Below are 24,538 nucleotides of genomic sequence, written 5' to 3'. Positions count from 1 at the left end.
GCCATTCCACGCATCCCGTTCTCATGACCTGGCTCCCCTTGCTAACTCATCCAGTCTCATGAATCTACGGTCCTGAAGTAAGTTGGGCTCTGTTTGAGCGATGGTATCAAGGCACTGGCGTAGCTTCGGCGATAGCCACGGCGACTGATCACTTACGCTAATGAACAGTAGTTGCAGCGCGCCTTCGGGAAAACGGGCGGATAGGCCTGACTCCTGCAATCGATGAATTACGTAGTCGGGATGCTGCACAACGCGCAACCAGTTTCCAATCGTGGCCATGGCTGATGGAAACTCACTACCTGCTGCGATGCACAGGCGAGCCAGCGACTCGGCGCTGGCGCTCGAAGCCCGATTGTTGGATTTTGGCCAGATCTTTTCCCAGAACGGTAAGACCCGATTCCTCCAGTAATCCTCGCGCTGATCACCTGCACCTTCCAGCGCTCGCACTAAGGCCCTAGCCGATTCGCGCAGACCATCAGCGGGAAGTGCGCGGAAGGCAGTGGCCAACTGCTCTTTAGTGAAAGTGTCGCCAGGGTCGAGCGCAGCGAATGTCAGGAACGCCGCAAAATGTTCATTGTGCTGGCCCAATTGCGCATAGTGATTCACCGTATCGAGGAAGGCGGGCTTGATCGCTTCCATCAATGGACGATACAGCCGTGGCGACCGGAGGAAGCCCTCCCAAGCTGCCTGTGCTTCCAGTTCAGAACGGTTCCAGTCAAGCAATGGCAGAAGGTTCTGCTCGGACCAAGCGCTGTCCACCCTGAACAAAGAGAGGGCATGGGTCGACAACAGTATCCGACCGTGCCTGAACTTAGCGACCTGCGTATCGCAAAGCCGCGTGAAGATGGGCTTGATAAGTTCGGGCAGTCCCTGCCCATCATTTAGTTCTTGGCGATACCACCAATCTAGCAATGCTTGCGTCACGTGGCCAACGGAATGATTGATGGCGCGGGAGACCGTATCGTCAGTGTCGCCCTCATCCTCAAAATCCAAGCCCAAGATGCGCTCAGCAATCGCCAGAAAGTGGTTTTTATGACCACTGAAAGTTTTCGCCACGGCTTGCAGCCACCAACCGATGCCGTGAGACAAAGCTCGCAGCAAGTCGTCAGGGATGCCAGCGATAACTGGAGCCATGAAATGCCACGAACGGCCCCGCAGCTTTTCCTCCGCCCAGGCTTGCAGCGCATCGCGCCAGCGTTCGACTGGCCAATTGCTTTGCTGCGCGAGCTTGCACAAGGCGTAGGCCGTTGCCTGAAACATATCAGAGCACCGCTTGCGCCAGTCGTCCTGCTGCGAGTCATCCAGAATGGAGTGCACCGACAGATAGTTCAGCACTCCGCGCCTCGTGCGCGGAATCGGAGTGAATGACTTCCACGGATCGTGATCGCCGACCCAGCCACTTCCCATCCAGATGGGAAATTCGTCACTTTCGTCGGCGGCTAGCTGGCACGGATTCTGTGCTGAGAGGGCATGGAGCCGCGACTGTCCCGCTTCGCTAAGAGTCACACCTGCTTGGACCATTTTCGCAAGCCGCAGCCATATGCCGTGATCAACGATATTGTTCCAGCGATCGGGGGCAACATCGTCACGGTACAACTCGCGGGGCGGCCCCGACAGAATTGCCTGCTCCAGTTCGGTCAGCTTTGCTGTGTCCAGTTGCGGTGCCAAAGAAACCAGCAGGCGCATGGTTTCGCGCATGGTCTCCTCCGACCAAAGCCACCGCCGATCATCCGCCAACAGCCAGTCGAGAGCTTGCCGAAACGAAATGACCTGCCCCTGTGTTGCGGCAAACAGCGCGAGGCGTCGAAATACCGGATACGCCCCGTGTGCCCAAGTCTCGGCTACGATACGCGCCCGTTCCGGCGACTTCGTTGCAGTGGCTAACCACGCATCCCGGGCCAGTTCAACCAGCGCCGTCCAATCGTGAAAATCCTTGTTTTGCGAGTGCTCTGAAATCGAAGGTTGATGGATATACGAATGATCGTTCTCGCTATCCACGCCACCAAGCTCACGCATCAGGTCAAGCGCGTCGCGCAGTAGGGCTGTGAAGTCGTCCAACAGTTCCGGCAGTGCCGCCGTCCATTGTTCATTCTTGGGTATGTCGCTCAAGCCGGCGTGAACGTGATCTGATGCCAGTACGACTTCCCATTCCACAATGTCCATGATGCGATCATGCGCTTTGTCGTCATGGTCCCCATCAGACCAACGAAATGGCTCGCGCAATGACAGGCAAGGTGTCAATATCTCCCGAAGTGCTAAGCGCACGCTGGCAGTCAATCCATCACGCTTGAACTGATCGCGCCAACGGTAGAGGCTTAGATCACGGCACCCGGGATTCACATGCCCGTTGAACAACAAGCGCCAGAGCGTCCGCATTGCGGGACGAGGAATGGCGTTAGGTGCATTCGCTCGAATGCGATCCAATTCGGATGTGTTGCCGCCGTTGGCGAGTTCGTCCAATTCGTCGAGACGATGTTCAATCAACCGCATTAATTGGTCGTGCGGTTGGCCGCCGCACTTGATCATCCAAATCAATAGCTTTGGGTCGTCGAGGTGACGGAGCAGCCAACGAACCAATTGAGACATCACGGCATCCCAGCGGATGTTGCGAGGCCCGGAATTGACAATCGTCATCCACGGCGAAAGCGAGTACGGTGCAGGCCTGTTGACTAAGCTGTAGGAAAGCGTGTCGTCCACTGAGGCTTGGGGCGAAACGCCGAATCGCCCCAAATCGGCGTGGCGGTATAGGTCCTGGCTTAACGGCTCCAGCCAGTCCAGTGAGGGCACGGGGTCAAGTTCCGCGAACCGCTTTGCGGGCAAGCCGCCAGGGTCGCTCAATGCCCACAGCATCCGCCCGACGAAATCGTCCTGCTTCGTACTTGCCAGCGGGCGGGCGATAGCGCATTCAACGACGATACGTTCCTTACCGCGCACGCCGTCACGGTAAGTGAGGGCCCAGGCGCGCAGGGTCTCGTGAAGGTAGCTGTGATGGTTGTCATCGCGATAAAGAATGGGTACGACGTTCTTTGCCTTCCATTCACTAGCACTGGCAATTTCCTCGCCTTCGGAGTAGCTGCCGAAGGCAAACACCTCCTGTGGACTTTCGCCCATCAAACGGTCTGCTGCCAGTGCATCCATCATGTAGCGCAACACCGGATCGTTGATGCTGTATCCAACGAAGCAAACCGTGAAATTGCGGAACAACTCGCTCACAAAGCGAGCGGCCCAGCGTTCTATCAGGTAGGCCAATCCGAAGTCCCCGCTGGAGACCACCAGGCGATCCAGATCGCCTGCCGTTGCCATAACGGGCAACAGGCCGTGCAGGTACACCAGACCGTCCCATCGGGTCTTCGGTACTGGTAGCAGAGGTGCCTTGAAGTCCGGAAACGAGAGCGATTTCGCTGCCCGGACTTCCTCGAACAGGCGGTCGAAGTTAGTTGTGATGAGTCGTGTATGGCCTTCGCGGTTCTGTGCCAGTGTCAGCAGGGCCTCGTGTGTGACCGTCGCATTTGGGGCCGTGAGGTTAGGTGTCAGGATCTTCGCCAATTCACTGCGCACTTTTCCTCGGCCACCAACGAAATCTGCTTCAAGCAGGCCGATGGCGGTGTCGAACTGCCCGGCCTTGATCGCGGACTGCTGTACCGGACTGGGCGTGATCGAGAGAGCTTCGTAGAGTCTGTTCACCAGACCAGCAAAGCCGGGCAGCCGTGCGGGGTAGGAAACACCCGCACCGCAGAAGAAAACTACCCGCCCGTCTTCATGTGCTTGCAAAAGCCTTTCAGGAATATCAGGACCTTGGCGAACAAACTGCATCTTAGGCTACGTAAATTAACAATTTGAAGGATCATGCCATCATCCGACGAAACTGTAAAAACTCACGACACGACACGACACGACACGACACGACACGACACGACACGACACGACAGCCAGTCTGACTAGATTGCACGTTCTAGGGGGGAGCGCGCGAATTCGACATTGGAACGCAGGAAAAGCCAGCAATTGAGCCTGCGATGTCGATTGGTGTTAACGCGGTCACAGACATAGCGCAAATGGTTCTTTGTAAGACCTATGGCTGGCATAACTCGACACAGCGGCCGTTGCGTGCAACGTGAGTTAAGGCTGAATGACTGGAAAGAGGCAGTCATCGTGATCTTGCTCGTCGGCGCGAGCGGCTGCAATCGCTGCAGACCTGACGTACACAGATGCTGTGCCAGTTCCTGTCTTGGCATGAACCCAGGCATGCGAATACTGTATAAAAAACCAGTAAACTTGCGACTTGGCAGCTCAACAAGGTCAACCATGTCCGTAGAACTCGAACAAGAAGATGACTCCATCTTCGAAGATCGCCTTTGGCATCACCGGGGCTGGGAAGCCCGTGTCATCAAGAATGAAGACGACGATGGCTGGGCGGTGGCGATGACGCAAGATGGCCAAGCGGAACCAGCGCTGGTTGGCCCATGGACCATGGGGCGGGACAAGAAGAGTCCCAAGCCACTCGACATGGCGGCCTTCAACACGTTGGTGAAGACTGCCTGCGAAGTCATACGTCGCAGTGAGCAGCACCTGGCAGCGATGTTGCACAAAGAAATCCAGATCGAAGTTCGTGGATTGCGCGTGACGGTGGCTCTCGACATCGAACCCGATGAGGAGAACCCCTCTGCGACGCTCACTGCGATCGCTGCTGACGGTAGCCAGTTGGCCAAGGTACGAGTGCGGCCGGATCACAACCTGACTCGGTCTTCTGCGCAGCGCTGGGCGGACACAGGCTACCCGCGTGACCGCGAGGAATGAACCGCGGAGTCAGGCCACTGTCGCGCCCATTCCTTGGGCGGCAACGAACGTCCCGCTGCAACCCCCGCAGATGATCTGAAGCCCGGGCTTGCCCCATACGTTCGTATTGCAGGGGCAGACGTATTTCCAGCGATTCGACGGCCCGGTTTGTTTGACGGTGCCCGCAGTGTTCTCACTGGTGTCGCCCGCGCCAACTCCGTTTGTCGTTACCGTATTGCGCGAGTTCACCAACGCCTGGGTGAGGGCGGGATTGACCACGCAGGGCGGCTCGCCACCACCGACGGACGAATCCATCTGGTGTGCCGGACTTCTGGGGCGATCACCCACGTCGGTGAAGCGGTCGTACCAGGTCAGGCAAAACGAGGTGGTGAGGAGCTGGCCGCAGGACTGTACGAATCGGCCATCCTGCAGCGCGTAGTCGGACATGCGCTCGCCTGTGCGCGCTCCGCCGGGCTGGCCAGTGGAGGAGGGCATGAGGCCGATGCTTTGCATCTTGCTTGCCCATTCTTCGTTGTGATACCGGCCGCGCCCGGGTTTGCCGAAGTGAAACTGCCAGAGGTGGCACATTTCATGGACGAGGGTCTGCATCGTCTCCAGGACGGGCACGACCGCGAAGTACGACGGATTCATCGCAATTTCGTCGGTGAAGTTCCCGTGCGCATCCGCAAACCGGCGGCTGGAGAAGTAGCCCATGGAACGCTTTTCTCGCTGCAGCGTGATCAGGCAGTCGGGAAGCCCAGCATCGAACAGCGTGCGGTTGAAGTGCTCGTAGGCCTGCTGCAATTCCGCATAGGTCTGCTCGGTGGGGGCTGCGGGTTTCTTCATCCTTCAGAAATTGTATTGCGCCATCCAATCTCAGCGCCACGCCAGAACAATCCATCCAACGGTTGATGTCTGGAGTTGCGCGAGGCAGGGCGTGTGTGCATGCTCTGGACGAGAGGAACGCTCAGAAACTGACTGAGGAAAGGAGCACAAAATGAGATATGCACTGAAACTGCTTTGGCACGGAACCATCCTGGTCGCGAGGACAGGATGGATTCTGGGGTGCGCCACTTTTGCTGTTTTGCTCAACTCTGTTGATAACGAATCTGAGAGTAACAACGAACATAACGTCGCTGCTTTTGACCGACCAGATTACGCGGATTGGAGTCATCCAAACTGGCGCTATTACTGGGGTGACTCGGAGGACTGAAGAAAACTCACTTTTTTCTGCCTCCGAGTGATCCAGCCACTCCAAGGCCGTTTTTCCCTGAATTGGCTGCAGCACCGCCGTGTTGGTTGAGAAGTCTGTCGGTTCCTTCAGCCAACCTGATTCCGATCCATCCCATCATGGACGACCAGATCACAGGCAGCCCGATGAACAAGAACACCAACAGCGTATTCAAGATCATCCGTTTGTAAGTCGGTGGCACGGCCCCCTTGGCGATCATCATCGCCTCCTGCACAAAGTGGTTGCCCAGCGCTCCGGGGTACATCGCATTGATCAGGTGCCCGTCCACCCAGGTCGCGATGTACCACATCGAGGCCCAGAGCTTCACGGTCATGATGGCCACCGCGCCCAGGAACAATACCTTCAGATCAAACCCGCTCAGCAGCACCACGAGCGGCAAGAACGTGTAGATCCCCATCAGCACCAGCGCCTGAATCATGGGCAGGGCGGTCATGAGGGGCAGCATCGATGCGCTCGCCAGAAACGATTCCTTGGCGACCCCGAACGTGCTCAATGCGCCGGTTGCAGCACGCCCGAGGGTGGTGCCCGTGTCGTAGTGATCGCCCATGATCTTCTCGCTGTCGACGAACACGGGATTCGCCGTAGTGGAGGCGATGCGGGCGACCTCGTCCTTCATTTTGTCGGGCGACGTGTAGGTGAAGGATCTGCCAGCGGCGGTTGCGAAGGACCGGATCATCGAGCTCGAGGAGATGAGCTTTTCTCGCAGGTCGTTCTCCCACCATTCCTTGCAGGTGGGGCGCCCGAACTCGGGGTTGTAGGCTCCGGTGATCTCCGGGTCGATGCCGCTTGACGGGTCGTAGTAGTCCGTGTCGCGGCGGTAGTCGATGGCGAATCCTGCTACGGGGGCTCGGCTTCGCAGCGTGTCGTAGTAGCCGGGCTCGGTGCGCAGGAACTGGCTGCCCATCCAGTCCGCATCGGTGGGGCCGTAGTCCCCGTTGCCCTCGGCGAGGATGGCCGCACCCGATCCGCTCATGATGGCCGGGTCGGCCTGCAGGTACTGGCTTCTCGCCGGGATGAAGCATTCAGAATAGAACCGCTGCACATTGCCCAGCAGCACCGGGTTCTCGATGGTCGCGTTTCGGGCCATGTCTTCGAGCACCCGCATGTCGGAGCCCGAATTCTTGATGCCATTGCGCACCCCGCTGTTCACGCCCGAGCTCACGGCCATGACGGTGAACCACCAGGCTGGCACATAGGCCAGATTGCCGCTGTCGCTGAGGGTGCCGTCGGTGGCATCGCGCAGCGCCTGGTCGTAGGTGGAGTTGGTGGTTCCTGGCAATTGGGCTGCCGAGGGGCTGGCTTCCCCCATGCTGGGCGGCGGTGTGTAGCTCAGCCTTGCATGGTGCAGGCTGGTGATGGGGCTGGTAAAGAAACAGACCGACATCACGAACAGCATCACCATGAGCCGGGTCTGCACCATGCCGATGATGCCCATGACACCGACATCTTCCTCCCCGCGCTCCTTGGCCTCCTTCCAGGTGTTCAGGATGGCGATCAGGAAGGGCAGCACGATCAGACCCGTGCCGGTGACGACCTCGCCGATGATGTTGGCGAACGCCCATCCGTAGAACGTCGTAAAGAGTTCGAGATAGCTGTCCAACTGCATGTCAGGCTCCCATCCAGAATTTGAAGAACACCCAGATCCGCCATGGGCCGATGGGGATCAGGATCAGGTACAGCAGCAGGAAGGTGCTGGCCTTGGCTCGGTAGGCGAGGGCGCTTTCATACTCGGCTTCGCGCACAAACCCTTTGTTCTTGCCCCAGTCCACGAGCGCTCGCCATTTCCAGATCAGAGTTGCCACGGCCATGCACTGGAGAACGAGTCCCAGCGCATGCACGATGCCGCTCACGCGCTGCACAGTGGCGAGATCACTGGCGTCCCTCACGAAGTGCTGCAGGGCGGCGATGAGCAGCATGCTTACCAATGGAACGGCGAGAGCACAGGCGACTACCAGCCAACGCATGCGCTTCCAAGGCTTTGGGGATCCGTTTTCTCTGGTCATGGCTTCACCCGTCCGCCTGTCAAAGGCGCTTTCTCGGCGGGGGTTCCGTCCGGCACCTGCATGGCGCGGCTGTCGGTCACGAACTGGTCGCTCATGATGGACAGCGCCGTGTTGGAGGTCAGCTCCTTGCGGATCTTGGCCTCGTACATCAGGTCGTCGATGTAGCGGGTGAGACGGTCGATGGAATCCTGCGTGGTGCGCAGCGCGTCGCCCGCGGCCATCACCTCGGGCAGGCTCAGGCCGGTGAGCAGCACGGCACGCGCCACCAGCGCCTTGTCGATCACCCGGTGCATGGCCATCTCCTGTCCGAGCCGGTTCACCGCCATGTTGCGTGTCTCCGTAGGCAGGCGGCGCACAGCATCGAGCAGCTGGGGCGACACGCCGAATCCCGGAGCAGCGATCTCGGCCAGCTCCGCGTAGGAGGCTGTTGTGGATGGGGTGGCCAGCGTCTGCAGCTTGGGCATCACGGTGTCCACCTCCGCCTCGTACTTGGGACCCAGACCGCTGGCGGTGGTCACGGTCGTGGGTTTGGGGCAATCCTCTTCGCTGCAGGTGTAGACGCGTTGGTCGCCCAGCACGTCGGTGGCCCACTTGGCGAGTGTCTCGGGGGTGCTGAAGGCCCGCACCAAGCGCGAGTTCTTTTCTGCCGTGGAGGCGCTGTAGTCCGTCACCGACGAGGCCGTGACCGCCTTGTTGATGGTGGCGTTGTAGCCCGCAATCGACAGGTCCTTGATGGGCTCGATGGGACTGCTGTCCACGCCTCCGGCGCGCTTGCCGAAGACCCATGGAATACCGGCCTTGTTGCCGGCCTCGTTCTTCTCGATGTCGATCTTGGACTGGTAGACGTCGCCCGAGCCCGAGGCCTTGATCTTCCAGGCATCACCCTTGGCCATCTTCATCCAGTCCTCGTACGGGTCCTTGCCCGCCTTGATCATGGCCTCCATTTCTTCGCAGGACTTGAGGCCGGCGGAGGTCAGCAGATCCACCTTCTGCGAATAGTTCTGGAAGAGCTGATACAGACCCGGCTGCGCCCGCTGCAGGATGTACATCGGCAGCGCGGCGATGCCCGACTGGATGGCGTTGGTGACCGTCTGCCCGAGCTTGGACAGGTTGTTCATGATGTTCGTCCATGACAGGCCAATGTCGAACTTGCCGCACGAGTAGTTCAGGCGCAGGTTCGCTCCCAGACTCAGGTTGTGCGCGGCCTGGCCACGGTAGTTGGCGCTACCGCCGGGCGAGGCTCCTCCCATGCGGTAGTAGAGAGATGAGTTGCGCACCGGCTGGGCGTGTGCATTGGAGGACATGCCCAATTGCACCGAGCAGATGAAGGCAATGCTGAGCGCGAGACGGCACTTGCGTTCAAGCGATTTACGGTTCAGGTTCATGGTGAGTTCCAGAGGCGATCTATGGCACAGAGAACAGGAATGCGCCCTTGATGCGGCAGCAGTCGTACCGGTTCCAGAGGTTCCACATGTAGGCGTCGCCCAGATCCGTCTTGTAGTCACCGAACGAGCCTGTGCTCACGGCATCGTTGGTGCCGAAGGTCACGCAGGTCGTCTCGGTCTTGGGGTAGAGCATCTGCCAGAGCTGCTTGTCGGCCTTGGCGAGGTACTTGAAGCCGCCACCGGGCTTCAAATACTTGTAAATGTGAGGCTGGGCCTCTTGGGTGATGATGCTGGCCACGCGGCTCGCAAACACGGCCGAGGCCTTGACCGGGTGGGACTGGATGACTTCGCCCGTGCGCGGGTACGTGGGGCCCCAGGTGTGCGTCAGCCCATCGGTGCTCACCTCGCCCATGCCCGGGATCCAGGACTGCGGATACAGCATCTCCAGCGGGATTACGCCGCGCCAATACAGGATGTCCATGTCGCTCTGGAAGTGCAGGGTGAAGGTGGACGCAGCGCCGGGGCAGAAGTAGTCATTGCCCCCGCCCGCCGCTTCGGCCATCGCCCCGATCTCCTTCATGGACGACAGATCCACCGTCGAGGTGTCGGTCTGCTGAATGCCGGTGAGGCTGGTGCTCTCCGAGCCACCGAACAAGCCATCCATCGTGCCGACGCCTGTCTTGCCCGCTTCGGTGTTCGACGTGTTGCCGCCGGTGTTGTCGAGATAGGCAGGGGTGTCGCGCCCGGCCTGCATGCCGGAGGGCATGGTGGAGAGCGAAGACTGGAAGTTGGAGATGGAGGACATCAGCGCACCGGGCGCATTGGCAAGGCCCCGTGCCGACTCCATCAGCTGGTTGCCCGCCTGCTGCGGCACATTGCCCCATTGCTGCATGATGTTCGGCAGCTCCTGCGTGGGGAACTTCATGAGCTCTTCATAGCCCGGGAACGAGAACGAGTCCCCGAAGTTGCCCATGTCGCCCGACATCATCTGGGTGATCATCCCGGCCGGATTGCCGATGGCGTCGGCGCTCTTGAACGTGGCCATCTCGGTCGATTCGCGGTGGTTGCTGCCAGACGAATCGGTCTGTGCGCCGATCAAAGAAGATCCCACCGACTGCAACGTCTTAGCGAGCGGCTTGCCTACTTCCGTCCAAGGATGGTTCTTCGAGTCGTGGTAGGTGCTGACCACCACATCGGGCACGTAGTGCCGGATCCGGATGGAAGTTTCCAGGCTGCAATACGGCTTACAGATGAGGAAGAAGCAGATCCCGCGCGGCTCGTAGTGGATGCAGCTCGGGTAGGCCTGCACGGTGGCTGTGAGGATGGTCGTGGTGTTGGCCGCTGCCTGAGCTGCAGGGGGCAGGGCGGAGAGCAGAAGGCTTGCGGCTGCTGAGATGATTGTGTTGCGATGCATGGGTGTTCCTGCCTTCTATCGACCCGGTTGGCGAGACATGCGAAGCGCAGCCAATGCCTGATCCACATCGGTATGTCCGTAGACCACATAGCGCTGGTTCACGACCACGGCGGGGAGCCGGTCGATGCGGTAGCGGCGCGCGAGCAGAATGCCGTTGACGGCGCTCGCCACCATGGGCTGCACCTGGCGGCGGATGCGTGCCTCGTTCGCAGCAAGCCAGCGGCGCGCGCCGGCTTCGTCGCGCGGCATCCCGGCGCTCGCGATGTCGCGGATCTGGTTCATCGCATCGAGCCGGTAGATCGAAAGCTGGTAGGGATGGCGGTAGTCCGGAGCCGATGCAGGCGTGACGGACATCGCCATGTTGGCGAAGACTTCCACCCTGGTGACGCCTGCATGCAGATTCTGTGGGGTCTGCGCACCTGCTGGCAAGGCAAGTGCCAGAGCCAGTGCCACGAATACGAAGCGGCGGTGTTGATGGATCCTCATGACCGGCTCCTTGCCAGCTCCTGGGCGATCATCTGGGCGGCCTGCATTTCGTTGATGGCGTGTTTTTCCATCAGGCGGCGGCGCTGGGCTTTCTCATGGCCCTCGGTCATGGCGAGGGCGATGGGAAGCGCTGGCGGGACGTTGCGGAACAGCATCTGGCCGATGGCGGACAGCAGTACGCCCTCGGTGTACTTGGGCGGCTCCTTGCGCGCCGACTCCATCATCGCGCGCTGCTCGTCGCTGAGCGACCGGAACCGCACCACCTCCGTGATCTCGGCCTTGTCCATCGTGAGCAGCATCCAGAACTCGCACATCGAGAGCACGCGTTCCATGCTGTCGGGGAAGTCCTTGAGGTTCTGGGTGGCGAGCCAGAACCAGGTATTGAGCTTGCGCCACATCTTCGTGCCCTTGGCGATCTTGGGGCCGAGCAAATCGTTCGTGGTGATCAGGTGGCCCTCGTCGGTGAGGAAGACGAGCGGCCGCCCTTCGTGCTGCTTGGCCTCGGCCCGTGATTGCACCGAGTCCACCAGACTCGTGTAGGCCACGGCCAGTGCGTCGGTGTAGCCGTCCTGCGTGAGCGTGCCCATCTCGACCAGCGTCACGTCCACGTCCGGCCAGTCCTGCCCCGGGCGGTTGAAGAGCTTGCCGCGCAGCGCTTGGGTGAAGGTCATCATCGACTGCCCCATCTCCTCGGCCCGCGCCTGGCGGGCTGCAGAGAGCGTCTCATCCTGGTGCATGTGCATGAGCTGCAAGGCCACATCCTGCGTGAGCGGATGCACCGCGCCATCCTTCTTGCACTGGATGCCCGCGCGGATGATGGCGCGGCTGACGAGGTAGCGGTCGGCCCGGCTCATCCGGGCCACTTCCTCTTTCTCGCCACCCGTGATCATCATGATTGCGGCGACCATCATTTCGCCGAGCAGGTCGCGCTTGTCCATGTCGGAGGGGTCATCGTCATCATCGACACCTGACACAGTGGCTGGATCGTCACCTCCAGAATGCGACTCGCGCAGCAGCGCATTCATCAGGTCATCGTCCGGAAGTCCCGCATTGCTGCGCGCCTGCTGCTCGGCGGCCACAAAGCTGTTCATCACCTCCTGATCTTCCAGCAGCCGGTAGCCATGCACGAAGGGCGGCAGCGACACGTCCGCGTTGTTGGTGAGTTCCACCTGGTACGTGGACAGGCCCATGTGCCGGAAGTAGTCCACCAGCAGGCCAAAGGACTTGCCCGCGTCCACGATCACGAGGCGTGGCCGGTGGATGGCCATGATCATCATCGAGAGGTAGTTGAGCGTGGCCGACTTGCCCGCGCCCGTGGGGCCAAGCACCAGCATGTGCGCGTTCTTCTTGCGGTCGCGTTTGTTGAGCGGATCAATGAACAGCGGCTCGCCGCCCCGGTTCCAGAACCACATGCCCGGATGCGGCGTGCCGCGTGCGCGTCCGAACAGCGGCAGAATGCGTGCGATCTGCGAGGCAAAGGTCAGACGCGAGCGGCGCAGCGCCTTGTTGTCGAACGCCGGGTCGAAGTTGAACGGCAGCGCCCGCATGAACGAGTCGAGCGAGACCAGATCATGCTGGGGATGCACGAACTTGAGGCCGCTCGGGATCAGCAGGGCGTTGATGGCATTCACATGGCTGTCCAGCTCGTCGACCGATGCCGCCGTCGCATACAGCGTCACCAGCATCGGATACAGGTGATTGCCGCGCACGATCTCGTGCAGCACGTTGGTGCATTCCTTGTACGTTTCCATCGCGGCGGCAGTCTTGGCGCGCGAGGCGTCACGGATTTTTTCTATCCGGAACTCGACCTCGTGCTGCGGCTGGATGGTGACGGCCACCGACAGCATCGAGCCCGGCGGCAGGCGGTCAAAGCGCGCGAACCGCTCCGAGCCATTCTCCAGCTCGGCCGTGAAGTGCCCCATCTGCGGCTGCTTGCGCAGGTTCTGCAACGTGAGCGCTTTGACCGGCACACCGTCAAACGCAAAGAACCCGCGCTCCACATCCGAGCGCGGCTCGTTGATGCTCAGGAGCTCCGAGAGGTCCCAACCAAAGATCGGGACATCGTCTTGGGCAGCGGTGGAGCTTGAAGTGGAAGAAGACGTGGAAGTGTCGCCGGGGTAGGGCAGTTGTTTGAGCAGCTGGGTGGTGTCCGGTGCCCAAGGCACTGCGCGGTTGAAGAACGGCAGCAGCCATTCATACAGATCCTTGCCGGTGGAGCGCACCACGCGCACGCCTGCTTCATTGAGCGTCGCGCACAGCGTGTCCGCCACCGATTCGAGATGCTGCAGCGGTGTCTGCGGGTCTTCTGCTGTGTGGGCAAACCGCTTGTAGATACAGCAGCGCACCCGCCGTATCTGCCCACGCCAGATCTGGCCTGTGACCTGAGTGTCCACAAACAAGCCATCCGGCTGGGAGACATTGGCAAGGTGCGATCGCACTTCACCCAGCACCGCCTGCGTGTACGGTGAATGCAGGATCGCTTCCCCCTTGCCCGCATCCTCCTTGTGCTGCTCCAGGATGTAGTCGCGGAACACCTCGTTCAGGTGATCGAGATTGCGGTCATCGTTCACGAAGAATTGCAGGATCCACGGCGACGCGTCGGAAGAGGGAATCGCCTGCAGGCACTCCTGGATCTTGCGGGTGTGCTCCTCGAGGATGTCGAGCGGCTGCGCCTCGGTCGGGATCGGCGTCAGCTCGAACATGGCTCCGAGCGAATCGCCGTCCTTGAGCGCAAACACCCGCTCCTGCGGCGCATAGCTGATGTAGGGCAGCATGTCGGTGAACGAGGGCGGACGCAGCGCCATGCGACGGCGATCGGCGACGGTTTGAGGAGATCTAAGGGGTTGAGGAGTGGCGTTAATGGTGGCGTTAATGGTGGCGGTAACGGAGTCCGGATTCACGGTATCCGCAGACCTGAATCCCAGTGCCGAAGTGAGCTTATCGAGCATCTGAACCTCCTGCTGCATTGCTGCTGCGGGTGGTGCGAGGCTTCTCTGTTGCCCGGGTCTGGCTCTCCACATACTCACTGCGCCAGGCCAGCAAATCCGTGCTGACCTCGCCGGGCAGCGCGTATTGCGTCTGCTCGTACATCGGGAACACCGTCACATAGCCCGGCACCGGGTACTGGCCCTTGGCCAGATGCGGATACACCACCATCACCAGATCCGGGTTGGGGATGCGGGCAAAGCGCTGGTTCATGGGATCGAGGGCAGACCAATACTTCTGGGTCTGCTCGTCTCCGGGCTTCACCGGACGGACGCTGGTACTCTCGCGCATGCGCTCCCGTGCTGATTTGCGCTCCGGACTCGCTGGGCCATCCGTGCCCCGGTACACGTCGAGCACCGAGGGCGAGCCGCGCGTGGCGGCATTGATCGGGGACTCCCGGTCGGTCATCACGGTGCAGGCCGAGGTGATCGCGGTCAGCATCAGCCAGAAGGCGGCATTCAAACTGGCGGCAGTGCGCTTATTCAAGTCCATGGTGTTCTCCTCGTGCGGTCTGTGCGCCGCCTTGCTGGCGGTACTGGAGTTTTCTGGCGGTGGGCAGCTTGTCGATCTGCAGCTCCTGGTCGATGTGCACCACGAGCTGGCGGCCCGACGGCGTGATCACGGCATCGAACGAGCTCTTGAGGCGGGACATCATCCAGCGCACGACCTCGTCGGTCGCACCGGAGGCCGCCTGCGCCATGGCGTAGCCGCCCATGTTCCCGGTCACGCGGCTGGTGGTGTTGCCCGACTGCAGGTTGCTGCTGATCGTGCGCTGCGCCTCCGCATAGGACTGCGCCGCCACATCGAGGCCCTTGAGCATCGCGAGATCGGCGAGATAGGATGGAGCGTTCGTGACGAACTTTCCCGGGATGCAGGGGTTACCATGCTCGTCCGAGATAAAGCCCAGATCCTGAGCCGCGCCGCTCGATCCGCCCGATGATCCATTGCGGCTGCGGGCACTGGTGGTGCGCACCGTCCCGTCGTTGAACACGAACGTGATCGAGCGCACCTTGCCCTCGGAGCACGACAGCGCCATGTCGCCCACGGCGATGCCGGTGACGATCATTCCTTCCAGATCGGCAGGCAGCTCAAAACCATTGGCCGCGAGGTTGTCCCGGCCCACGATGGCCTTGAACTGCATCGGATCGGTGACCCGTCCGTCGATGGGCACGCGGCCGATGATGCTGGTCATCGAGGTCACTCCGACCAGCGTGGCGTTCTCCGGCACGGTGAAGAAGGGAACGGGCAGCGTCGCCTTGGCATTGGCATTGGCATTGGTGGCCACTGCCTGGGTCGCGGCCTGCGATGCAAGTGCGGCGGACGCCGTCCCGCCCATGGCATTGTTGTAGGCGTCCGCGCCGCTGGTACGCACGTAGCGCGTCATCGCAGGACTCTTGGACTTCGCGTTGGGCAGGGATTCGGTGATCGCGCTGTAGCCCATCGGGGCCAGCGTGACGTGGCCTTCACCAGCTCGGGAATCTTCGGTCGAGAACTCCCCGAGCTGGCCCGCAGAGCCCGCACCAACGCTGGACTTCGGCGGCGGCGCACTCGTCGCGCGCACGTTGGCCAGCTCCGTTTCTGTCGGTGCCCGCACGGTGCGCCCGCCATCAAAATGAAACGCCTTCGCAAACGTGTCCACGGCATCGGTGGAGCTGCGCACGGCCTTGTCGAACGAGCTGTTGCCGGCCGGCTTGTTGCTGGCACCGGATGGCGCAGCGCTGTCACCTGCGGGGTCGATGGTCTGTGCGGACACGCCGTCCAGCGTGGTACCAGCCTTGCCCGTGGAGTTCGACACAGGCGCAGTTTCTGCAGAATCGGCCTTGCCACCGCGAAGACGGCGGTTCTCTTCGATGAGCCGGTCGTTGGCCTCCACGATGCGGGCCACGTCCTTGCGAAGCGTCTCATTGCTCACGACGACCGTGCGCAGCGTCTCGTTGGGGTTGTCGTTATCGGCGCCGGAAGCGGCAGGCAACTGCGCCGCTGGCGTGGGCGCGGGTATGGCGGTGAGCGGTTTGCCCTCGGACTGCTTGCCGCCCGAGAACTGCATATAGATCACCGCGCCCACGATGGCCACGGTGAGCACACCGAGCACCGGGATGAACTTGTTGCTGCTGATGGTGGCCATGCTCAGGCTTCCGATGGAGCGTGATCGACGAGCAAGGATCTGCGAGTACGCGCATTCGACACCTTCGGCACCTTCTCGCACCAATCAGGCCGCAAGCCTTGCGCAGCCTCCACGCGCACCTGCGCCAGATCGACCGGATCGCCCGCAGCCGCACCTATTTCGCCCTGGCATCCCCAGCAAATGCCGCCGCAGTCGAGTGACATCGGATCCGCGTGTTGGCCCAGCGCTCTGGCACAGACTGCACATGCCGAACAGTTACGTCCGGCCTCCCCAAACAGTAGATGGGTCATGTTCTTTTTTCCTCCCTTTGTTTTGTTCAATCACGGACAGACATGCAGCGCTTCAGCGGCACGCCTCAAACCGGCGTTCGCACACCAGATAGACCGCCGTGGTATCCGTCTCGGAGTCCGCCGCGCCAATGCGCCCGTGCTGCGCGGTCGCCGCCACAAACGAGCCGCGCACTTGCTCGAGCGGGATCTCCAGAGGCGTGCGCGCACGGTTTTTGACGAGCACCGCCGTCACATACAACGGGCCCGCGCGCCATTGGCCCACCGGAGTCGACAGAACGTTCGCGCCACGGAACAGGTCGGTCAGCGACTGATTCGCCACGTCAACTTGCTGGATGCCACTCGTTGGAGTGGCCAGGCGCTTGGGGGCATAGAGCTGGCGCGCCGCATAGCGCGTGAGCTGCACCATGTCGGGAGACGCAACCTCGGGCATTTGTGCATCCGGCGATGCTTGTGCTGCAGCTTGCGCAGCTGCTTGAGTGGCGGGCCCGGAACGCGGAGAGGCCTCGGTGACGAAGACCTCCAGCTCGGATCGCGCGCTCGCCGTGCTGGCATCGGCCACGAGATCGAGCGGAATCTGCTGGCCCGTGTCGATCAGCTCCGCAATCACGCGAAGCGGCGTGAACGCGATCTTGGCCGTGGCGTAGATCGTGCGGTCGATGATTTCAATGCGCACCACCTTGTCCATGTCCGACGGCACATGCAGCGCGGCGGGCGCGGGCAGGGCGATCAGACGCTCTGCACCCACCGGCAGCGGCACCCGCACTGGCGCACGCTCGAACACGGCGCGCTCCGTTCCGTGACCCGTGAGTTCCTTGCTTTGCGCGGGTTTGCGGATGCTCTTCGCACCCGAGATCGCTTGATCCACACGGCTGGGCTGAACAGTGGCAGCAGATGATTGCGCGGCTGCACCATCCGATTCAGATGTGGATGCGGTGCCGTTGTCTGCTGCAGCGTTGGCAGGAATCAGATCTGCGGGCACGCTCGCGATGCTGGGCCCAAGGTCTTGAACCTGCTGGGCCCACGCAGCGGGTGCAGTCACTAACAAAGCGCAGGCCAGAGCCGGAATGAGACCATATCGTTTGATCATTGCGGAGTACTCGCTGTGGATTGGGTTGCACTAGCCGCTGTCACCGGCGCCTGCGCAGCCGCCCCGGGCAGCGTCGCGGGCACCACCGATGCGGGCAGGCTTGGCTTTTGTTGGCCCTTTTGCACGGCAGTCACCTCAGCCGCCGCAAGGCGCCCTGGCCGGTTGCCGCCGTAGCAGTCAATCGCCAGTCGCCACGGATTGCGCTCGCGGTCCACGTCGTAGCGCACCACGCGGATGGGATAGCGGATGAACACGTCCTTCACCGGCTGGCCCTTGTAGGCCTCCTGGATCTGCATGTCCAGCAGCACCGTCCAGGCGCTCGTGCCCTCAGCGATCACGCGATTCGGTGCGTATCCAAACGCGGGGATCTCGCTCATGATGCGGGTGCGCCCGCGCAGCTCGCCGCCGCCGCTGCGCACTTGCAGGTCGTTTTCCAGCTGGGAGCGGCACGACGAGGTGATGTACGACTGGTAGAGATAAATCTGCTTGCCGTAGTCGGCGGCTCCATCGGCCTGCCAGCGGTTGAGCTGCTGCCAGATGTAGTAGGCAAAGCCGTACACGTTCACGGGGGGCACGTCCGATTCGCCGTCCACGGCGGATATCACGTCCCCGCCCTGAATGTGCGGCGCCAGATGCACCTCGATGTGTTTGGGCGTGCGCGCCGCCACGAAGATGCCGCCGATGCCGATCACGGCAATGATGGCCATGGCCGTGCGCATCGACTCATTGGCCGACCGCGCGGTCGCGAGGGCGTCCAGATAGACCTTGCTCATGAGGGATCCGCCGTGAGATTTGATGGGGAGTGGGAAAGAGGGGAGCTGAGTGGCGGCTCGTTGGACGTCACCTTGAACGGGCTTGTGAGGCCAAAGGGCAGGGTGCGCCCGAGGCTCCAGTAGCCGTCGTGCTGTAGGTAGCGACAGCTGGTGAGTCCACGCCGCGACATCCACAGATGCATCGCCTGTCCGTAGTAGCCATCTGGCCGGTTGCGCTTGATCTTTGCGAGATACTTCGAGGCGAACCACAGGATGACCAGCGGCAGGAACAGCGTGACGAGCAAGCATTGCAAGAAGCCCGTGGCGGCAACCAGAAGACTGGCCAGCAAAAGACTGAGCACGAACGCGGCGAGGCCGATCAGCTTCGCCTCGCTCGCCGTCATGCCGTTGAGAATCGCGGGCTCCACGTTCACGCGGTCCGTGATCGGTGCAGCAGCGCCCTCGCGCGACGACATGTCGGCCAGTCGCAAATGCTCCGGCGTTTCGTTCTTTCTGGTTGCCATCGCTCGGGCTCCTTATTCCAGCGTTTTCATGGCGTAGGAGGCGAGCAGCACCAGCGCGACGGCGAGCACCGTGCCGGAGATGACGTATTCCTTCAGGTCAGCAATGTCCGCCTGACCCTTGGCGTACTGGCCCCACTTGCCGATGGCGCCCATCACCACTTTGAGGAAGAAGTAGCCCACGAAGATCAGCGCCAGAATCGTGATGCCTTTCTTCCACCAGGCCCCCACAGCGCCGAGCCAGTCGCCCTCGGCCACCGTCTCGCCGCCGATGCCCGCCGTGGGTGTCGTCATGGTGGGCAGCGCCGCCATGACGGGTGAGCTCATCACCATCACGGCAGGCAGCAGCAGCGCCTTGGCCGCAAACTCCCTCGCGCCCAGCAATCGGGTCTTGGCCCCCTGCAGTCGTTGTTTGAGAAGAAATTCCATAGAGTTCGTATCCTTTGTTTTGGTCTGATAAAAGGGAATGACCGTGCAGTCGTCAGACCAGCACCCACACGATCAGAGAGAACAAAATTCCAAGACGGATGCAGGCCTCCACCACCTGCTCCTGCCGGATGCGGCCATTGCGGTAGTTGTCCAGCGTCACCGAGATCAACCAGCCAAAGAACGCGGCGACCAATGACACGGTGGCTGCGGTGAGCACCAGCTTCAGGCGGCTGGAGTCCACGCCGGAGCCGGCGGTGAAGGCTTCGCGCAAAGTGCCGGAGAGTTGGGGAAGACCGAGGCTCATGGTGTGAATCTCAAGGCCTTACTGGCGGTAGTCACCGCGCAGCGGCTCCACGGCACGCGCCTGGCGCGGCGCGGCCAGGTGCTGGCTGATACCCCGGCGCATGATGTCCAGATCGTTCATGAGCCACTCGTAGCGGAAGTTCACCCGCGCATTGGCGGGCGCATCTTTGGAGGCTGCGGCCACCATCTGCTGGACCTGCGCGAGCTCGTTCTCGATACGGGCGAGGTTGGCGCGTTCGCTTTCTTCATCGCCTGCATGGGCCACGCCCGCAATGGCCGAAGCGCTTATGAGCAACGCCAACATCCATGCCTTGCGGATGCGGGGCGATGGCGTTAAGGGCACCGTTGTCTTGTGTTCCATGGCGAATTTCCAATCCTTGTTTCAGACGTATTTCTTGAATGCGGCAATCGTGGTGGAAAGCGTGGCCGCCACGAGCACCGTGAAGACCAGCACCATGTAGGCTGGGTTGAAGCCGCCGAACGGCCACATCAGGTAGAGCCCGAATCCGCCCGACAGCGACCAGGCCGTGTAGCGCTTGGCGTGGTGGTAGACAAACGAGGACTCGCGCCCGCCGCTCCAGCGGCGCAGGTCCCGGCGCACGAGCCCGTCGACGGCCCCCAACAGACACGCCAGAACAAAGGCGGGCAGGGCAAAAAGCGCAATCGACAGCCGCAGCGCCACGTCCATCGCGACATACATCGACATCAGCATCCAGGTGCTCGCCACCTTGCCGATGTCCACGGAGGTCTCACGCAGCGAGCCGGTCAGCGACTTCTGTCCCGGCGCGGCTGGCGCGCTCTCGCTCGCATTCGAATGCACGTTGGAGTACCACTGCAGCAGCCCGAATCGGCGATAAGGCAGCGCGATCCAGTGCGTCATACGTTGACTGAAGGCCACCGTATCTCTGACCAACAGACTCTTCGGGGCCGCTGCGATATACGCCAGATCCTCTTCGACGATGCCACGCGCATGCTGGGCGCTTTGCTGTTCGTCGCCCTGTGCATCGGTGGTTTTCCAGATCGTGTACGTCCCCACGATCTCGATGACCACGCCGAGCACCACCGAGGAAAGCGACACCATCACCAGGCCCATGACCAGCTCGAACGCGAGCAATACCGGCCCGCGTGTGGGTGGCCTGATGGGACGTGCAGGAGCTTGCGTCATGCGTGGCTCCTGGCGATGAAGCCGACCATGTCAGCGCTCAGCGTGGTGGAGGAACTGTCGCGTCCGGCATCGTCACTGCCGTCCGCATCGCTGTCCGCCAACTCCGTATTGATGAGACCCGCCCCCGCCGCACCCAGTGGCTGTCCGCGCAGCCAGTCGTCGCTGAACCAGTCCGTCTCCCTGGCCCATTGCTCGCTCGTGCGATACCGCGCCTTCATCTCGGCGGCCACCTTCTGCAGCGATTCGGGCACAAACGGATCGTTGGCCGAATCCGCCAGCGGGATGCGCAGCTTGAATCGGCGATTGCCCTCCAGCAGCGCGAAGGCTTGCCCCTGCGGCAGCTCGAGCACATCGGCCGGCTGGATCAGCGGCACCTTGGTGACGCTCCACACATCGTCGTTGCGGCTCGTGAAGTCCACGCCCGTGCCTTGGGCGGCCGTGTCCGTCACGCCAGACATGGGGGTAAGATGCACCACGTCGACCTCGGGCACTTGCTCAGTCAAGACCTTGGCCGTGGTCAGACTGCGCACACGCAGCATCACCAGATGGTTGAAGTTGTCCAGAATCTGGCCCGCCTTGGCCTTGTCTCCGACCTTGGCCTCTATGTCGAACAGCGACTGCGTATACGCCGTGATCCGGAAGCCCGAGCCGCCGAGCTTGTTGACCATCGGCACAAACTCCGGGCCTGCGATTTCGTTGACCTCATCGAAGTGGCAGCACACCGTGGGCAGTTGGAGCTTGCTGTCGGTCGAATGTGGATCCAGCCCGCTCTTGTAGAGCTTGCCGCCCACGCTCACCAGATCCGCCAGCATGGAGTTGCCCACCGCTGACGAGACCACCGCATCCGACAGCGCATCGAGACCTACATAGACCACACCGCCCTGACGGATCACGCTCATCCAGTCAAAGATCGGACGCTGGTCGCTCTCGTCGTAGTAGTCGGGCGAGATCAGCTTGCCGACCGCTCCGGTGGTGAGCTTCTCCAGAAAAGGGCCGAGCGAGGCGATGATTTTTTCGTAGAAGGAACGCTCGTAGCTGAAGGCCGCCGCCAGACCGTTGAGCACCGTGTCCGTGATCTTGCTTTCCTTGATCAGCAGAAAGATCGCCACCAGATCGGCGGGCCGGTCGTTGAGCGCCCGAGGCACCGGCGGCGCGGTCTTCCGGTCGCCGAGCTGTGCCTCCAGCGTGGCCAGACGCTCTTTCCAGTTCACGAGCCGGCCTTGCTCTGCCTGCTGCGCGAACATCATGCGGGCGTAGTCCTGGAGCAATCCGTCAATGCCGGTCACATCCTTGAGCAGCGACTCGTAGGTCGGCACCCGGCCAAGCGCCACCTGGGCCTGGGCCACGATATTGGTGAAGCGCCAGGAGAATTCCTTGAACGCGGCCGAGTTGCCGGAGCTGGGCAACGCGTTCGTCGCCCGCGTTGCCACTTCGGTGATCCGCCCGAAGTTGCCGATGCCGTTGTAGCGCGCCGAGACGTCCGGGTAGCCCAGATGGAACATGTGGAACTGCTCCAGCCGTCCGGCGCGGGCGCACTCGGCGTACATCCGCAGCATCAGGTCCGCATCGCCCTTGGGGTCGATCACGATGGTGACGTGACCGGCATGGATGTCCTGCGTAGCGAGCATCTCGAGGAGCCGCGTCTTGCCCACCCGCGTGGTGCCCAGCACCAGCATGTGGCCGTTGCGAGACGCCTGGCGCATCGACACCGGGCCCTCGTCCAGACTGCCGACCCCGTGCATGATGGGCGATCCGCCCAGATCGGGATGCGGATGGAACGGGTTGAACCAGCGGTCTTCCCGCGCCAGATCGGCCATGGCCTTGACCATGGGCGTGCAGGTCTCGGGTGCCTGCGACAGCTTGATGAGGTTCGCACCCCAGTCCCGCAAAAGCGTCTCCCGCGGCGAAGGTTTGACGAAGGGCCGCGCCTGCGGCTGCAGGGCATCACGCTTGCGCTGGGTGTGCGTCTGCGTCCACTCAAAACCTTCGCCCAGATACAGTTCCCCCGGGCCCACGGGCATGCGCGTGGGCAGCATCCTGGTGACCTTGTAGTACTTGAGGGCGTGCTGATAACGCATGACCCGAAGCGCCTGCCGAAACCGCATCCACCCAAAGTACCCGGCGAGCAAGCCCGCCACCCAGCCGATGACCGGCGGCATCATGAGCGCCCAAGGCGCGGCAACGGCAATCAGCGCCACGCCCCAGCTCGCCGCCGCGCTCCAGATCTCGATGGGCGGGCGCAGCAGCGCCTCGAGGACGGAATCGTTCTTCATGGGTGTGCCTCCGAGGGCGAGGTTTGTGGCGGCGCGGAGGCTGAGCCAAGCGAGAAGATGTGCTGGCGAGCGAGGCCATCCACCCCGATGAAGAGGGGATAGACCCCCGCACCCGCCGTAGCCAAGCGCTGCTGGAGCCATACTCCCGTATCAGGTGCGATGGCAAGCCCGGCGACTTGCCGCTGCAGCTCCTTGAATTGCCCCTCAGATGCCGCCGCCACCACAATTACGGCGGTGCCGAGCGAAAGCAGGCGCTCCAGATGCAGGGCAAGCCACTGGCGAGAAGCGGCGTCGTCCCCCACCAATGCAAGGCTCTGGGTCATCCATTTGCCGCCAAAGACCGGGATGCCCTCCGATGGCAAAACTCCCGGACGAAGCAGGGCGGGGCGCAATGGGAAACGCACTCCATGGAGCACACCTTCCTGCCCGTCGCCCTGCACGATGGCCGAGTAGTAAGGGGCAGCGGGCACGGTGTCTTCGGTGCCCGCATAAGCAGCGGTGCACTGGATTGCACAACCCAATACGGCGGCAATCCGGTGAACTGCAGGACGACGTGCCGTGTGGTACGTGGGTGAACTAAACCGCATACCGCCTCCAGCCCGTCGACGCCTGAAGCTCGTCCACCTTGAGACCCATGCGCCCCAATCGCCGGAACACGCCGCTCGCATAACGCTGACCGCGCGCCACGGTGGCACCATCCGCATCCGAGCCCGTGTGATACAGCGCGGCTGCACGCATCCACGAGCCCGATCGCTCGTAGTGCTCACGCAGGATCTGCGCGCCCACCGCCAGATTGGCCAGCGGCTGCAGCGCACGTTCAAAGCTCTGCAGCTTGTCGTTGTGCCAACGCCAGTTCACCTGCATCACGCCGCAATCGACATTGCGGATCCCGCGCTCGTTCACGAAGCTGCGCAATGCCTGCACGGTCTGTTCATACCCGCCATAGCGCTTGGCCGATCCCGCGACGCACAGCGTCCACGGATAGGGCAGCGTGTGCTCGCCCAACTTCATGTTGGACTCCTGCAGCGCAATGCCATAGAGCACCCAGGAGTCGACATTGCTCGCCCGAGCCGCTTCGTCATAGGCCTTGGGCGGCGCAGCCTTAGCCAGAACCTGAGGCTCCGCGTTTCGGCGGATCACCTTGTCGGTGATAACCGGCTCAATGCGGCGCGCCGCATCCGCGGAGTAGGGCCACCATGGACTGTCCATCGCCATGGCGAGGCCCGATCCAGCGGCGCCTGCCAGACCCATCAGGGCCGAAGAGGCCAGGAGCATTCGGCGTTGCATCATGCGTG

Annotated in this window: 22 protein-coding genes; 1 reads left to right on the top strand and 21 read right to left on the bottom strand. The window is 62.0% G+C overall.

Annotated elements, in window-relative coordinates:
- Nucleotides 1–21 precede the first annotated feature (21 nt).
- On the bottom strand, nt 22–3,813 hold the full coding sequence (dsr1, locus tag G7047_RS10820) for an anti-phage defense-associated sirtuin Dsr1 (RefSeq protein ID WP_166304806.1): 3,792 nt from the start codon (nt 3,811–3,813) through the stop codon (nt 22–24).
- 489 nt (nt 3,814–4,302) lie between these two features.
- On the opposite strand from dsr1, the gene G7047_RS10815 reads away from it, so the two are divergent.
- Nucleotides 4,303–4,794, top strand: coding sequence for a hypothetical protein (locus G7047_RS10815; RefSeq protein WP_166304803.1), 492 nt, complete (start codon nt 4,303–4,305; stop codon nt 4,792–4,794).
- Nucleotides 4,795–4,803: 9 nt separating this feature from the next.
- On the opposite strand, the gene G7047_RS10810 is transcribed toward G7047_RS10815, so the two are convergent.
- The 20 genes from G7047_RS10810 to G7047_RS10715 all read right to left on the bottom strand — a co-directional run bounded on the left by G7047_RS10810 (nt 4,804) and on the right by G7047_RS10715 (nt 24,533).
- Nucleotides 4,804–5,619, bottom strand: coding sequence for a SprT-like domain-containing protein (locus G7047_RS10810; protein WP_166304800.1), 816 nt, complete (start codon nt 5,617–5,619; stop codon nt 4,804–4,806).
- A gap of 374 nt (nt 5,620–5,993) precedes the next feature.
- Entirely contained in the window at nt 5,994–7,631 is a 1,638-nt protein-coding gene (locus tag G7047_RS10805) for a conjugal transfer protein TraG N-terminal domain-containing protein (protein WP_166304797.1), read from the bottom strand.
- A gap of 1 nt (nt 7,632) precedes the next feature.
- A complete protein-coding gene (locus G7047_RS10800) occupies nt 7,633–8,028 on the bottom strand; it encodes a hypothetical protein (protein WP_166304794.1) in 396 nt (131 codons plus the stop codon).
- Nucleotides 8,025–9,413, bottom strand: a complete 1,389-nt coding sequence (locus G7047_RS10795; RefSeq protein ID WP_205904766.1) for an integrating conjugative element protein — start codon at nt 9,411–9,413, stop codon at nt 8,025–8,027. Before G7047_RS10795 ends, G7047_RS10800 begins: the two co-directional genes overlap by 4 nt.
- A 19-nt stretch (nt 9,414–9,432) precedes the next feature.
- Nucleotides 9,433–10,827: a TraU family protein gene (locus tag G7047_RS10790; protein ID WP_240939447.1), complete on the bottom strand. Its 1,395-nt coding sequence runs from the start codon at nt 10,825–10,827 to the stop codon at nt 9,433–9,435.
- Nucleotides 10,828–10,842: 15 nt separating this feature from the next.
- A complete protein-coding gene (locus G7047_RS10785) occupies nt 10,843–11,313 on the bottom strand; it encodes a TIGR03757 family integrating conjugative element protein (protein WP_166304791.1) in 471 nt (156 codons plus the stop codon).
- The gene (locus G7047_RS10780; protein ID WP_166304788.1) at nt 11,310–14,261 is read right to left on the bottom strand and encodes a conjugative transfer ATPase; all 2,952 of its coding nucleotides are present in this window, start codon (nt 14,259–14,261) and stop codon (nt 11,310–11,312) included. The genes G7047_RS10785 and G7047_RS10780 overlap by 4 nt, the downstream gene beginning before the upstream one ends.
- Nucleotides 14,251–14,790, bottom strand: a complete 540-nt coding sequence (locus tag G7047_RS10775) for a TIGR03751 family conjugal transfer lipoprotein (protein ID WP_166304785.1) — start codon at nt 14,788–14,790, stop codon at nt 14,251–14,253. The genes G7047_RS10780 and G7047_RS10775 overlap by 11 nt, the downstream gene beginning before the upstream one ends.
- Nucleotides 14,777–16,423 carry a TIGR03752 family integrating conjugative element protein gene (locus G7047_RS10770; protein WP_166304782.1) on the bottom strand — a complete coding sequence of 549 codons (1,647 nt, stop codon included), beginning with the start codon at nt 16,421–16,423 and terminating at the stop codon, nt 14,777–14,779. The genes G7047_RS10775 and G7047_RS10770 overlap by 14 nt, the downstream gene beginning before the upstream one ends.
- Nucleotides 16,424–16,425: 2 nt before the next feature.
- Nucleotides 16,426–16,713 (bottom strand): hypothetical protein, encoded by a 288-nt coding sequence (locus G7047_RS10765; RefSeq protein ID WP_166299492.1) that lies wholly within the window; start codon nt 16,711–16,713, stop codon nt 16,426–16,428.
- A 52-nt stretch (nt 16,714–16,765) separates the two neighbouring features.
- Entirely contained in the window at nt 16,766–17,800 is a 1,035-nt protein-coding gene (locus tag G7047_RS10760; protein WP_166304780.1) for a TIGR03749 family integrating conjugative element protein, read from the bottom strand.
- On the bottom strand, nt 17,797–18,573 hold the full coding sequence (locus tag G7047_RS10755; RefSeq protein ID WP_166304778.1) for a PFL_4703 family integrating conjugative element protein: 777 nt from the start codon (nt 18,571–18,573) through the stop codon (nt 17,797–17,799). Before G7047_RS10755 ends, G7047_RS10760 begins: the two co-directional genes overlap by 4 nt.
- A complete protein-coding gene (locus G7047_RS10750) occupies nt 18,570–19,076 on the bottom strand; it encodes a TIGR03750 family conjugal transfer protein (RefSeq protein ID WP_240939446.1) in 507 nt (168 codons plus the stop codon). Before G7047_RS10750 ends, G7047_RS10755 begins: the two co-directional genes overlap by 4 nt.
- Nucleotides 19,077–19,088: 12 nt before the next feature.
- Nucleotides 19,089–19,502, bottom strand: a complete 414-nt coding sequence (locus G7047_RS10745) for a DUF2976 domain-containing protein (protein ID WP_166304776.1) — start codon at nt 19,500–19,502, stop codon at nt 19,089–19,091.
- Nucleotides 19,503–19,554: 52 nt separating this feature from the next.
- Nucleotides 19,555–19,806: a DUF3262 family protein gene (locus G7047_RS10740; protein WP_166304774.1), complete on the bottom strand. Its 252-nt coding sequence runs from the start codon at nt 19,804–19,806 to the stop codon at nt 19,555–19,557.
- An 18-nt stretch (nt 19,807–19,824) separates the two neighbouring features.
- Entirely contained in the window at nt 19,825–20,166 is a 342-nt protein-coding gene (locus tag G7047_RS10735; protein ID WP_240939445.1) for an RAQPRD family integrative conjugative element protein, read from the bottom strand.
- A 21-nt stretch (nt 20,167–20,187) separates the two neighbouring features.
- Nucleotides 20,188–20,970: a DUF4400 domain-containing protein gene (locus G7047_RS10730; RefSeq protein WP_166304772.1), complete on the bottom strand. Its 783-nt coding sequence runs from the start codon at nt 20,968–20,970 to the stop codon at nt 20,188–20,190.
- Nucleotides 20,967–23,243: a type IV conjugative transfer system coupling protein TraD gene (traD, locus tag G7047_RS10725; protein WP_166304770.1), complete on the bottom strand. Its 2,277-nt coding sequence runs from the start codon at nt 23,241–23,243 to the stop codon at nt 20,967–20,969. The genes G7047_RS10730 and traD overlap by 4 nt, the downstream gene beginning before the upstream one ends.
- Entirely contained in the window at nt 23,240–23,830 is a 591-nt protein-coding gene (locus tag G7047_RS10720) for a DUF2859 domain-containing protein (RefSeq protein ID WP_166304768.1), read from the bottom strand. Before G7047_RS10720 ends, traD begins: the two co-directional genes overlap by 4 nt.
- Nucleotides 23,820–24,533, bottom strand: coding sequence for a transglycosylase SLT domain-containing protein (locus tag G7047_RS10715; protein WP_240939444.1), 714 nt, complete (start codon nt 24,531–24,533; stop codon nt 23,820–23,822). Before G7047_RS10715 ends, G7047_RS10720 begins: the two co-directional genes overlap by 11 nt.
- Between the last annotated feature and the right edge of the window lie 5 nt (nt 24,534–24,538).

This window comes from Diaphorobacter sp. HDW4A (genome assembly GCF_011305995.1).
GTDB lineage: Bacteria > Pseudomonadota > Gammaproteobacteria > Burkholderiales > Burkholderiaceae_C > Diaphorobacter_A.
This window is presented reverse-complemented; position numbering and strand designations above follow the sequence as displayed.